The 12,590-nt window shown below is 72.3% G+C and carries 8 protein-coding genes and 1 pseudogene; 7 read left to right on the top strand and 2 right to left on the bottom strand.

The window, feature by feature from the left end; translation table 11 throughout:
- The first annotated feature begins 116 nt into the window (after window positions 1-116).
- The 4 genes and pseudogenes from lanKC to ACFY10_RS28565 form a co-directional block, all read left to right on the top strand.
- Window positions 117-2,681 carry a class III lanthionine synthetase LanKC gene (gene lanKC / locus ACFY10_RS28580; protein ID WP_390668067.1) on the top strand — a complete coding sequence of 855 codons (2,565 nt, stop codon included), beginning with the start codon at window positions 117-119 and terminating at the stop codon, window positions 2,679-2,681.
- Between the two features lie 76 nt (window positions 2,682-2,757).
- On the top strand, window positions 2,758-2,877 hold the full coding sequence (locus ACFY10_RS28575) for a SapB/AmfS family lanthipeptide (protein WP_275780652.1): 120 nt from the start codon (window positions 2,758-2,760) through the stop codon (window positions 2,875-2,877).
- Between the two features lie 99 nt (window positions 2,878-2,976).
- The gene (locus ACFY10_RS28570) at window positions 2,977-4,683 is read left to right on the top strand and encodes an ABC transporter ATP-binding protein (RefSeq protein ID WP_390668066.1); all 1,707 of its coding nucleotides are present in this window, start codon (window positions 2,977-2,979) and stop codon (window positions 4,681-4,683) included.
- A 416-nt stretch (window positions 4,684-5,099) separates the two neighbouring features.
- A pseudogene (locus ACFY10_RS28565) lies at window positions 5,100-6,269 on the top strand (ATP-binding cassette domain-containing protein); the annotation flags it as partial.
- A gap of 231 nt (window positions 6,270-6,500) precedes the next feature.
- Here ACFY10_RS28565 and ACFY10_RS28560 read toward each other — a convergent pair.
- Window positions 6,501-7,109: a LuxR C-terminal-related transcriptional regulator gene (locus ACFY10_RS28560; protein WP_390668065.1), complete on the bottom strand. Its 609-nt coding sequence runs from the start codon at window positions 7,107-7,109 to the stop codon at window positions 6,501-6,503.
- 327 nt (window positions 7,110-7,436) lie between these two features.
- Between ACFY10_RS28560 and ACFY10_RS28555 the strand changes: the two genes are divergently transcribed.
- The gene (locus tag ACFY10_RS28555; RefSeq protein ID WP_390668064.1) at window positions 7,437-9,590 is read left to right on the top strand and encodes a PP2C family protein-serine/threonine phosphatase; all 2,154 of its coding nucleotides are present in this window, start codon (window positions 7,437-7,439) and stop codon (window positions 9,588-9,590) included.
- Window positions 9,591-9,752: 162 nt separating this feature from the next.
- Here the strand turns inward: ACFY10_RS28555 and ACFY10_RS28550 are convergent, their stop codons facing one another.
- Complete coding sequence (locus ACFY10_RS28550) at window positions 9,753-11,201, bottom strand: S1 family peptidase (protein WP_390668063.1); 1,449 nt, start codon at window positions 11,199-11,201, stop codon at window positions 9,753-9,755.
- Between the two features lie 190 nt (window positions 11,202-11,391).
- Here ACFY10_RS28550 and ACFY10_RS28545 point away from each other — a divergent pair, with 190 nt between their 5' ends.
- Together ACFY10_RS28545 and ACFY10_RS28540 are read left to right on the top strand one after the other, a co-directional pair.
- Entirely contained in the window at window positions 11,392-11,805 is a 414-nt protein-coding gene (locus ACFY10_RS28545; RefSeq protein ID WP_390668062.1) for a PaaI family thioesterase, read from the top strand.
- Window positions 11,806-12,275: 470 nt separating this feature from the next.
- Entirely contained in the window at window positions 12,276-12,491 is a 216-nt protein-coding gene (locus ACFY10_RS28540; protein ID WP_390668061.1) for a type A2 lantipeptide, read from the top strand.
- The last annotated feature ends 99 nt before the right edge of the window (window positions 12,492-12,590 follow it).

Raw genomic sequence — 12,590 nt, 5'->3', positions numbered from 1 at the left:
AACTCGCCGAACATGTCTTAACGCGTGCGTATCGCACGGTGATCTCGTGACAGGCGTGACTGTCCGGGCCCCTCGGCCGGCTGGAAGTGTCGGTGCCGGGCCACGGAGGGGGATCCATGGACAAGCGGTACGAGGTGTACGCACTGGCGGACAGACACTTCTACGAGACGCCCGACCGGCTCTCCGCTGCCGGACAGCAGACGGCGCCGCTCTTCGAGACCGCCCGTCGTGAGGTGCCCGAGGGCTGGGATGCGGCGCGGATCGGCGACTGGCTGACGCTGACGCCGCTCGACGCGGACGGCAGCGCGTTACCGGGCCCGGCACAGGGCTGGAAGGTCCACGCCTCGGCCATCCGGGCGAACGCGGAACGGATCGCGGCGATCGTGTGGGACTACTGCGTACCGCGCCGGATCCCGTTCAAGTTCGTGCCGGGACCGCATCTGCTGCACCTGCGCAACACCAAGTACGCGGCCCGCGACACCAGCGGCAAGTTCGTCACCGTCTACCCGGCCGACGAGGAGCAGCTCCACCAGGTGCTGCGCGAACTGGGCCGGTTGCTGGAGGGTTTCGAGGGGCCGTACATCCTCACCGATCTGCGCTGGCACGACGGTCCGCTCTACGTCCGCTACGGCGCTTTCGCGCGCATGTTCGTCGTCGACGAGCGAGGCTCGCTCGTGCCGGCGGTGCGGGACGGCGCGGGGACGCTGGTGCCGGACCGGCGTGCGCCGTCCTTCCAGGTGCCGGAGTGGGTGCCGCTGCCCGCGTTCCTGGAGCCGCATCTGGCGGCCCGTAACACCACGACGGTGGGCGAGTTGCCGTATCGCATCGAGAAGGCGCTGCACTTCTCCAACGGCGGCGGGGTGTACGCGGGCACCGACACCCGCAACGGGCGCAAGGTCGTCCTCAAGGAGGGGCGGCCGCACGCGGGCCTGGCTTCCGACGGTGCGGACGCGATCGCCCGGCTGGAGCGCGAGAAGCAGGCGCTGGAGCAGGTGGCGGGGACCGGTGTGGTGCCGGAGGTGCGGGACTGGTTCACGCTGGGCGACCACCGGTTCCTGGTCATGGACTTCCTGGAGGGGCGCCCGCTCAACTCCTTCTTCGCCGAACGGCATCCGCTGCTCACCCCGGACCCGGATCCGGAGGCCGTCGCGCGCTACACGGCGTGGGCGGTGCGCATCCACGGGGCAGTGGAGCGTGCGGTTCGGGCGGTTCACACGCGCGGGATCGTCTTCAACGACCTGCACGTCTTCAACATCATGGTCGCGCCTGACGAGGAGTCGGTGTTCCTTCTCGACTTCGAGGCGGCGGCACCGGTGGCTACGAGCGGCCGTCAGGTCGTCGCGCACCCCGGCTTCTTCGCCCCGCCCGACCGCAGGGGCACCGATGTGGACCGCTATGCGCTGGCGTGCCTCAGACTCGCCCTGTTCCTGCCCGTGACCACGATGTTCGTCGTCGACCGGGGCAAGGCGGCGCATCTGGCCGAGGTGATCGCCGAGCAATTCCCGGAAGTACCGCGGGAGTTCCTGGACGAGGCGGTCGCGGAGATCACGCGGGATTCCGGTCTGGGCGCCCCGGCCCTGGTGCGGCCCGGCGACTGGCCGCACAGCCGTGACTCGATGGTCAAGGCGATCCTCGCCTCGGCCACCCCGGAGCGGGACGACAGGCTCTTCCCCGGCGACATCGCCCAGTTCTCCGACGGCGGCGGGCTCGGGCTCGCCCACGGCGCGGCCGGCGTGCTGTACGCGCTGGCCGAGACCGGCGCCGAACGGTACGAGGAGGGCGAACGCTGGCTCCTCGACCGTACGACCCCGCCGCCCGCCGGCACACCGCTCGGCCTCTACGACGGACTCGCGGGCGTCGCCCACGTCCTGGACCGGCTCGGCCACCGGCAGCGGGCCCTGGACCTGGTCGAGGGCATCCTCGCCGAGAAGTGGCAGAACCTCTCCTCCACCCTGCACGGCGGCCTGGCCGGTCTCGGCCTGGTCCTCGGCCAACTGGCAAGCGCCACCGGCGAGTCGGAGCTGCGCGAGCGGGCCGCCGAGGCCGCGGACATCCTCGTACGACGACTCGCCGAGCCGCGCCCCGACACGCCCCGGCGGCGGGCCGGGCTGCTGCGGGGTGCGAGCGGGCCCGCGCTGTTCCTGCTGCGGCAGTACGAGTGGACCGGCGACGCGGGGCTGTTGGAGGCGGCCGCGGTGGCGCTGCGCCGGGACCTGGAGTGCTGCGTCGTCCAGAAGAGCGGCGGCAGCCTGGAGGTCGACGAGGGCTGGCGGACCCTGCCCTACCTGGGCGACGGCAGTGCGGGCCTGGGCATGGTCCTCGACGACTATCTCGCGCATGCCGCCGACGCGGAGTTCGACAAGGCGCGCTCCGGCATCCTCACCGCCGCCACCTCCCGTTTCTACGCGCAGCCCGGCCTCTTCCAGGGCCGCGCCGGGATGATCCTGCACCTCGGCCGCACCACGGAGCCGGGCGCGACGGACCGTCACCTGGCCGAGCAGATCGCCGGGCTCGGCTGGTATGCGATGGCGTACGAGGGCCAACTGGCCTTCCCCGGGCACCAGATGATGCGGCTGTCCATGGACCTCGCCACCGGAACGGCAGGGTGTCTGCTCGCGCTCGCGGCGGCCACCGGTGGCAGCGCTCACCTGCCGTTCCTCCCGCCGCTGCGGCGGCCCTGAAGACGCGGCTCCGCGACCTGACGGAGTCGTGACCAAACCCCGTCCCCACGGGTGGACATCGATGAAAGGACACGAGATGGCACTGCTCGACCTGCAGACGATGGAGTCCGAGGAACACACCGACGGCGGCGGTGGCGCAAGCACCGTGAGCCTGCTCTCCTGCATCAGCGCGGCGAGCATTCTGCTCTGTCTCTGACGGCACCGTGCACCCACGGCTCCGGGCGGTCCGCTCCCGCGAGGGAGGGGCCGCCCGGGGTCCTGCGCCCCCCGACCCCGGATGCGAGGCCGCAGCCGTATGACGACTCGTGCCGACGCCGCACACCCCGCTGCGTTGCTGAACTCCGCCACCCGGCACAGCGGAGCGCGCTGCATCGCCCTCTGCCTGATGAGCACGGCGTCCACCGGTGCCGGGCTCCTCCTGCCGGCCGCGCTCGGCCGCACCCTCGACCTCCTCCTGGCCCACTCCCCTGCGACCCGCTGGGTGCTGTACTGCGCGGGAATCGTGCTGCTGCTCGCCCTGCTCGAGGCCTGCGAGACCGTGCTGGGCGGCACCGTCGACGCCCGGACGACGGCGTGGCTGCGGCGGCGGCTGACGGGGCATGTGCTGGCCGTCGGCCCGCGTGCCGCCGCCCGCTTCGGGCCCGGCGATCTCGTCGCCCGCGTCGTCGGCAACGCGGCCCAGGCGGGCACGGCTCCGGCCGCCCGCGCCGCACTGCTCGCCGCGCTGGCCGGTCCCGTCGGGGGCATCGTGGCGCTCGGCCTGATCGACCCGTGGCTGGCCGCCGTGTTCCTGGCCGGAGGCCCCCTTCTGACACTCCTGTTGCGCGCCTTCGCCCGTCACACGACACGCTGTGTGGCGGACTACCAGAAGGTGCAGGGGCGGATCGCGGGCGCGCTGGCGGAGGCGGTGGCGGGCCGTCGCACCATCGACGCGGCGGGTACGGCGGACAAGGAGGCGGCGCGGATCCTGCGGCCCCTGCCCGAACTCTCCCGCGCGGGCCACCGCATGTGGCGGGTGCAGGGGCGGGCTGCGGCGCAGGCGAGTGCCGTGGCGCCGCTGCTGCAGCTGGGCGTCGTCGCCGTGGCCGGACTTCTTCTCACCCGGCACCGGCTGTCGGTCGGCGAGGTGCTCGCGGCCTCCCGGTACGCGGTCCTCGCGACCGGCGTCGGCGTGCTGGTCGGCCAGTTCGCGAGCCTGGCCCGGGCCAAGGCTGCGGCCGGGCGCCTCGACGAGGTCCTGACAGAACCGGCCGCTGGCTACGGCGATCGCCAACTGCCGCCCGGCCCCGGCCACTTGGAGCTGCGCGGTGTGACGGCCCGGCGCGGCGAACGCACCGTCCTCGACGGCGTCGACCTCGTCGTCCCCGGCGGCTCGACGCTCGCCGTGGTCGGCCGTTCCGGCACGGGCAAGTCGCTGCTCGCCGCACTCGCCGGGCGCCTGGCCGACCCGGACGCCGGAGAAATCCTGCTCGACGGCGTCCCCCTCCGCGGCCTGACCCACAGCGCCCTGCGCCGATCCGTCGGCTACGCCTTCGAACGCCCCGCCCTCCTGGGCACCACGATCGAGGACGCGCTGATGCTCGGCCTGCAGCCCCCCTCCCCCGCACGTATCCGCGAGGCGACCCGCCTGGCGCGTGCCGACGACTTCGTACGCCGCCTGCCGAAGGGCTACGCCACCCCTTGCGCCGAGGCGCCCCGCTCCGGCGGAGAGTCCCAACGCCTGGGCCTGGCCAGGGCCTTCGCCCACGACGGCCGTCTGCTCATCCTCGACGACGCCCTCTCCAGCCTCGACACGGTGACGGAAGCACAGATCACAGAGTCCCTGCTGGCCCACGGCTCTGACACCACCCGAGTCCTCATCGCCCACCGGGCGGCCACGGCGGCCCGGGCGGATGCGGTGGCGTGGCTGGACGGGGGGCGGGTGCGGGCGGTGGGGACGCATGCGGAGTTGTGGCGGATGCCCGGGTATCGGGCCGTGTTCGGGGATGGGGGGCAGGCGTGAACGGCCCGGTCGGCGTGAGCCGAGGCCCGGTCACGGCCGGGGGGATCCCTGTCCGTGGCCTGCGTTTCCTGCGGGACCGTTGGCGGGTCGTGGTTCGGCTCGGGGGGTGGTCCGTGCTGGAGACGGGTCAGACCTTCGTCACCGGGTACGCCCCGGCGCGGGCGCTCGACGCGGGGTTCCTGGCCGGGCGGGCCGAGGTCGGGCTCGCCTGGCTCGGTGTGGCCGGGCTCGGAGTCGTCGTGGGCGCGTACGGGACCGGGCGGGTCTACGCGGCCGTCGCCGCGCTGGTCGAACCCCTCCGGGACCGGCTCGTCGAGGGCGTGGTCGGGCGCGGGGTGCGGGAGGCCGACGGCGGGGCGCTGTCGGGGCTCACCCAGCAGGTGGAGATCGCACGGGACACCTTCGCCGGGCTCGTGATGGTGTCGCGGTCGTTCGTGTTCACCGCGGTGGGAGCGTTTTTCGGGCTGTTCTCGCTCGCCCCGCTGCTCCTGCTGGTCGTGGGGCCGCCGCTGGTGGCCGGGGTGGCCCTGTTCGCGGCGTCGCTGCGGCCGTTGGCCCGCCGGCAGGAGGCGTTCCTCGTCGCCGACGAGGCCCTGGCCGAGCGCCTGGGTGCCGTCTGCCCGGGGCTGCGGGACATCACGGCCACCGGAGCCGAGGAGCGGATCGCCGCCGACACGGGGGAACTCGTCGACGCCGAACTTCGGGCCGCCCGCTCCCTCGCCCGCTGGGGCGTCCTCCGCGTCGCGTCGCTGGTGATCGGCGGCCAGCTCCCGGTCGTGCTGCTGCTCGCCGCCGCTCCCTGGCTGCTGTCCCGGGGCGTCACCACGGGCTCCCTCGTCGGCGCCCTCTCCTACATCACCCAGTCCCTCCTTCCGGCCCTCCGCAACCTGGTCCACGGCCTGGGCACGAGCGGCTCACGCCTGAGGGTGGTTCTGCGGCGGCTGACCCGGCCCCACAGGCCCACCAGCGACCGACCACGGCCGAAACCGACCGCGGCATGCAGTCGAGGCGGACACCCGGCACTGCCCCAGCCGCGGCTGACACCCGACGACACCCTCAATTCCCCAGCGGTCCCAAGGCAGTCGGCGCCTGCCGACACTCCCAACACCCCGGTCCTCTCCCTCACCTCCGTCACCTTCGCCTACAGCCCCACCGCCACCCCCGTCATCGAGGACCTCGACCTGACGCTTGCGCCCGGCTCCCACCTGGCCGTCGTCGGCCCCAGCGGCATCGGGAAGTCCACGCTCACCGCGCTCGTCGCGGGACTGTTGGAGCCGCGTCGCGGGGCGATCCGGGTGGGTGGGGAATCGGTGCCCTCGGCCGCAGCCGCTCGGCAGCGTGTGCTCATTCCCCAGGAGGCGTACGTCTTCACCGGCACCGTCGCCGACAACCTCACCCACTTCCGGCGGGACCCCGTGCCCGAGGCGGAACTGCTCGCGGCGGCCGCCGCCGTCGGGCTCGGTCCGCTGGTCGACGCGCTCGGCGGGCCCGGCGCCCGGATCGACCCCGCGGCGCTCTCCGCGGGCGAACGGCAGCTGATCGCGCTGGCCCGGGCCTATCTGTCGCACGCCCCGCTCGCCCTGCTCGACGAGGCGACCTGTCATCTCGATCCGCGGGCCGAGGAACGCGCCGAGCGTGCCTTCGCACAGCGGCCGGGCGGCACCCTCGTCGTCGTCGCGCACCGCATCAGCTCGGCCAGGCGCGCCGATCGTGTGCTGGTCATGGACGGGCGGGGCACGGCGTGCGGGACCCACCACGAGCTGCTGGAGACCTCGCCGCTGTACCGGGAGCTCGTCGGCGGCTGGACGCCCGTGCCGTCACAGCCAGCCCTCCCCCTGCGAGATACGGATCGCGTCGATGCGGTTGCGGGCCCCGGTCTTGCGGGTGATGGCCGCCATGTAGTTGCGCACGGTCCCGTGGGACAGGTGGAGGCTCCCGGCGATCTCCGCGACGGAGGCGCCCTCGGCGGCCAGGGATAACACGCTCAGCTCCCGCCGGGTCAGCGGCATCTCGGCGGCCTTGAGGAAGCCGAAGCCCAGCGAATCGTTGACGAAACGTTCCCCCTCCGCGACCCGTCGGATCCCGCGCACGAGATGGTCCGGCGAGGCCTCCTTGTCGACGTAGCCGAGCGCCCCCGCCTCGAGCGCCCGTTTCAGCAGGCCGGGCCTGTTCGCACTGGCAAGCACGAGAAGTCTCGGCGGTGCCACGCCCGGGCCCCTGGGGCACAGCTCGCCGAGCGGCGGGATGCCGTACGCGTCCGCGCACTCCAGGTCCGCCGCGCAGACATCGGGCCGCAGGGACCTCACCCGGCCGGGTGCGCCGCGCCACGGCGTGTCCTCCACTGCGAGGTCGGGTTCCCGGCGCAGCCAGTCCGCCAGCACCGATCGCACCAGACATTCGTCATGCACCAGAAGTACCCGGATCACTGCCGCCCCTCAGTTTTCCGTCTGCGGTCGCATTGGTGTTGAACCGCGTGCCCATTGTTGGCGCCTGTGACCGTTCATGGGCGCGAAGAACCGGCCAACAGGGGGCGCGGGGGCGCACGGATGGCGCCCGCACGCTGCCTCGCGCATCAACTGAGGGGGCATGCTCCGGGGGCGATGGGGTACGCGGGGATTCTTCACCTTGCCGGGGGCCGTCGTGTGCCCGTACGTGGGGCGGGCGGCGCCGTCCCGGCCGCCGCTCGCCGTGCGCGACCGGCCGCCAAGGGGCAGATTTAGTCCCTGGGACCCGTCGCCCGGCCGTGCGAGGAGGTGGTCGGCGTGTCCGACGGGCAGACGTCCGCACAGGCGCCGGCGGCCGCGAGGACGCGGGTGGGCCGGCCGCTGCTGTCCCTGGCACTGGCGTCGATGATGGACGAGGTCCACGCGCACTCGGGCGCGGTGTATCTGCTGTCGCCCGCCGAGCCCGTGCTGGAGATGGCCGTGATGGCAGGCCTGCCCCGGGCCTTCGCCGCGCCCTGGGAGCGGGTGGGGCTGAGCGCGCCGATCCCGGTCGCCGAGGCGGTGCGTGAGCGGCGGCTGGTCTGGGTGGGCGGCGAGGAGGAGATGGCGGCCCGCTATCCGCGCATCGCCGTGGTGCTGCCCTATCCCTTCGCGCTGGCGGCGGTACCGGTGGCGACCGGCTCGACGGCGTACGGCGCGGTCTTCGTGACCTGGCCCGGCTCGCATCCGCCTGAGCTGTCGGACCGGGAGCGGGACCATCTGACCGCGGCCTGCGACCGGCTCGCGAAGCGGCTGGAGCGTGCCCACGAGGAGAGCCGTCCGCTGCTGCCCGAGCCCGATCTGCTCGGCGTTCCTCCGGTGGGCGGCGCGGCCGGCACGCTCGGCACGGTGGAGGCGGCGCGGATGGTGGCACGGCTGCCGTACGGCCTGTGCTCGCTGGATCTGCACGGCCGGATCGCCTTCGCGAACGCGGCGGCGGCCGAGCTGATCGGGCTTCCGGTCAGCAGGCTGCTGGGCACCCAGCTGTGGGCGTCGGTGCCCTGGCTCAACGACCCCGTGTACGAGGACCGCTACCGGGCCGCGCTGATGAGCCAGCACACCACCTCGTTCGTGGCGCTGCGCCCGCCCGGGGACTGGCTGTCGTTCCGGATGTATCCCAGTACGACCGGGCTCAGTGTCCGCGTCACCCGGGCGCGGGCGGTGGCGGAGATGAACCGGGCAGGGCCGCAGCCCGGCGACGCCCCGTCCCGGCTGGTCACCATCTCCCAGGTGCTCACGCTGGCCGGTGCGCTGACCGAGGCGGTGGGGGTGCAGGACGTGGTGCAGCTGGTCGCGGACGAGATCGCACCGGCCGTGGGCAGCCAGGCACTGGTGGTCCTCGGTTCCCGGGCGGGCCGGCTGCATGTGCTGGGGCACCGCGGGTATCCGGACGCACACGTCGTGGAGCGGTTCGACGGGCTGCCGCTGGCGGAGCCGACGCCGGGCACGCATGCCCTCAACACCGGGGTTCCGGCGTTCTTCGAGTCCCGGGAGCAGCTGGAGCGCCTCTATCCGTCGCGGCACGCCACCCCGGACGGCTTCGCGGCCTGGGCCTATCTGCCGTTGATCGCCTCGGGACGCCCGGTGGGCACCTGTGTGCTCGCCTACGCCGAACCCCATCCGTTCCCCGCGGACGAGCGGGCGGTGCTGACGAGCCTGGGCGGACTGATCGCGCAGGCCCTGGAGCGCGCCCTGCTCTACGACGCCAAGCACCAGCTGGCGCACGGCCTGCAGGCGGCCCTGCTGCCGCACTCGCTGCCGCGGCTGCCCGGCTTCGACGCGGCCTCCCGCTATCTGCCCGCCACGCACGGCATGGAGATCGGTGGCGACTTCTACGACCTGGTGCCGACGCGGGGCGGGGCGGCGGCGGTGATCGGGGACGTGCAGGGCCACAATGTGACCGCGGCCGGGCTGATGGGGCAGATCCGCACCGCGGTCCGCGCCTACACGACCGTCGGGCAGGCCCCCGAGGAGGTCATGGGCAGCACCAACCGGCTGCTGATCGACCTCGGCGCCGACCTGTTCGCCAGCTGCCTGTATCTGCGGCTCGATCCCGCGCGCGGACAGGCCGTGATGGCCCGGGCGGGCCATCCGCCGCCGCTGCTGCGCCGCCCCGACGGGCGGGTACGGGTACTCGACCTCGCCGGTGGCCCGCTGCTCGGCATCGACGGCCGTGCCGTCTACCCGACGACCGAGGTCGACCTCGCTCCCGGCTCCGTACTGGCCCTCTACACGGACGGGTTGATCGAGTCCCCCGGCGTCGACATCGAGGACGCTCTCGCCGGCCTCGGTGAGCGCCTCACCGAAGCGGGCGAGCTGCCCCTGGACGAGCTCGCCGACCATCTCGTACGACACAGCCCGGCCGCGCGGGAACGGCTGGACGACGTGGCGTTGTTGCTGCTCCGGGCCCGTGAACAGGCCTGAAGGAGTGTGAAGGGGAAGGCGCTGACACGACGCGGTCCGGCCCTCCCGCCGGAGGGCCGGACCGTCCACCGTCGACCGGAACCGTTGCTGGAGGCCGAGCAGTGGGTCTCCATCAGCGGATCGGCGCTCGAACAGTGCGCTCGATCAGTGAGTGGGGCTCGATCACTGGGAACCGGTGAGGGATGACGAACCGTCGTCCGCGCCGGTGCCGCTCTGATCGCCCGTACCGGTGCCGGACTGGTCGCCTGCGCCCGCCCCGGACTGGTCGCCTACGCCAGTGCCGGACTGGTCGCCGGTCCCGGCGCCGTCACTGGCCGTCGCGGACGGGTCTGCGGTGCCGGCCTGGTCGCCGCCGCCGACCGCGTCGCCGCCGCCCGCCTGGTCGCCGGCCGAGGCCGAGGCCGAGGGGTCAGCAGTGCCTGCCTGGTCACCCGCGCCCGCACCCGCGCCCGCACCCGCGCCGCCGTCGCCCAGCGTGGCGCCCGTGGCCTGCAGGGCCGCGGTCACCGGCTGGAAGAAGGTCTCGCCGCCGGCGGTGCAGTCGCCGCTGCCTCCGGAGGTCATGCCGACCGCGCTGCCGTCCTGAGTGAACAAGGAGCCGCCGCTGTCGCCGGCCTCGGCGCAGACGTTGGTCTGGATGAGGCCGGTGACGGTGTCGACGCCGTTCGGGTCGGTCTCGCTCTGGAAGTTGACCGTGGCGTCGAGGCCGGTGACCTGGCCGTCGTGCAGGCCGGTGGTGCTGCCCATCCGGAAGACCGTCTCGCCGACGGTGGCGTCCGCGGCCTGGGTGATCTGGACGGTCTTTCCGTCGCCGGTGTTGACCTCGCTCGCCGCCTGGGTGTTCGGGTCGTCGTACTTGACCAGGGAGAAGTCGCCGTTGCCGGGGAAGGTGGCCTGGTCGACGGTGGCGATGGGCTGCCCGGTCTCGGAGTCGGACCACTGCTTGGCCGCCACACCGCAGTGGCCGGCGGTCAGGAAGGCCGGAGAGCCGTCGCTGGCCTTGACGTTGAAGCCGAGGGAGCAGCGCACGGTGCCGCCCTCCGCCTGGGCGAAGATGGCGTCACCGCCCGACACCTTCGTCTTGAAGGTGCCGGAGGACTTCTTCACGGTGGCCATGTCCGCGCCGAGGCTCTTGACCGTCGACGTCAGTCTGTCCCACTTGGCGCCGGTGACCGTGGAGTCGGCGGTGACGGCGAGCTTGTTGGTCTTCGGGTCGATCGCCCAGGCCGTGCCCGGGATGGTCGCATCGGCCTTCAGGGTCTGCGCGCCCGCCTTCAGCGCGGCGAGGCTGTTCTTGACCTCGCGGACCTTCGCACCGGCCTTCTCCGCCTGGACGACCACATTGTTCTTGTCGCCCGGTATGACGTTGACGACGAGCTGCTGTGTGCCGGAGTCGTAGTACGAACCGGCGAAGGCGTCGCCGAGCAGGTTCTGGAGTTGCGAGGCGAGATTCGAGGCGTCGGTCGCCTTCAGGGTCTTGGGGGCGGCAGTCGTCGACGAGCCGTCCTGCGACGCGTTGGCGTTCGGCAGCAGAATGGCGGCTGCGCCGAGCGCCGCGACGCTGCCTGCCGCGATCGCGGCCTTGCGCTTCGGAATTCGCTTGTGACTCAAACTTCTCGACCTCCTGGGGGACCGGAGTCTGTGCCGCCGTTCGGCAGCTGTTCTGTTCGGGGCGCCTGGATGGCTGTTGGTACGCACGGGTCGCACGGTGCGTTCAATTCCGTTTGCCAACTCGCTTTGCACAATGGCGAATCGGCCATGACCCGAGTCCGACGAACCGGCGCGGGGAACAATCGCCAATATGACGATGACCACCGCCGAAGCCGACAAGATCCTCTCCGCCAACTTCGCCCCTTGGGTCCTCGAGCTGGGCCTGACGGTCGAGGCGTTGGCCGACGACCGGGCGACACTGCGACTTCCCTGGTCGGACCAGCTGTCACGGGAGGGCGGCGGGCTGTCGGGGCAGGCGCTGATGGCCGCGGCCGACACCGCCACCGTGATCGCGGTCTCGGCCGCCCGCGGGGCCTATGGGCCCATGACGACGGTTCAGCAGTCGACGTCGTTCCAGCGCGCGGTGACGGGTTCGGATGTCTTGATCGAAGCGGTGCTCACCAAACTGGGCCGCCGTATGGCGTTCGCGGACATCACGATGACCGCCGAGGCGTCGGGTGAACTCGCGGCGCGTGCGAGCACCGTCTATGCACTGCTCGGCTGAGCACTTCCGGGCTGACACGGTCCGCAGTCGATCGACAACGGTCTGTTCAGAACGTTGATCGGAAAACAAGCTTCAGCGAATCTGCACATCCAATACCCAACCAAGTCACCGGGCGCGGGGGATCTGCACACGACGGCAGGGCCCACCACGCCATTGGGACGGGAGTGTCGGATTCGTCGCGGAGGCCGCAAGCCCGTGGACGAACCGATGCCGTGACGCATGTGAAGAAGTCGCCATCGAGCCGTGCGCAAGCCTGCACGGATGGGTACCCCTGGGGCTCAAGTTGCCTGGTGAGGCCCTTGGTTGATTGGAAGCGCGTGCCCGCAGCGTGCTTTGATCCATCGCACCGCAGGAGCCACGAAGGGTTCCTGGAAACGGGCGCCTGGTGCCTGCGGTCGCGGCCGTCGCTCTGTCCCCAGAGGGGAAGCCGCTCCCCCTTATGAAATACCCATACGAAGGGAAGTTCCATCATGAACTCCACCCCCCGTGTTGAGACCGTTGAGATCTCGGACGCCGAGCTCGACAACGTCTCCGGCGGCCTGTCGATCAACGCTGTCAACTCCGTCACCGGTGCGCTGGACGGCATTGCTCCCGTTTCCAGCACGGTCGACACGGTCGTCGGCACCGTCGAGGGTGTCACCGGCCTGAACACCGCCCCGATCACGGGCCTGGTTGCCGGTCTCTGATCGCGCCTTTTGTGATCGTTGAGTCCCGGAGCCGCGTCCTGGCTCCGGGGCCTTCGGTTGCCTCAAACCAGCCGGCTCGTGCCAGCCGGTCCTCTCTCG

Source organism: Streptomyces sp. NPDC001401 (assembly GCF_042895385.1).
In the GTDB taxonomy this organism is placed as follows: Bacteria; Actinomycetota; Actinomycetes; order Streptomycetales; family Streptomycetaceae; genus Streptomyces.
Note: the sequence above shows the minus strand (reverse complement) of the source record. Positions and strands in the feature narration are given on the sequence as shown.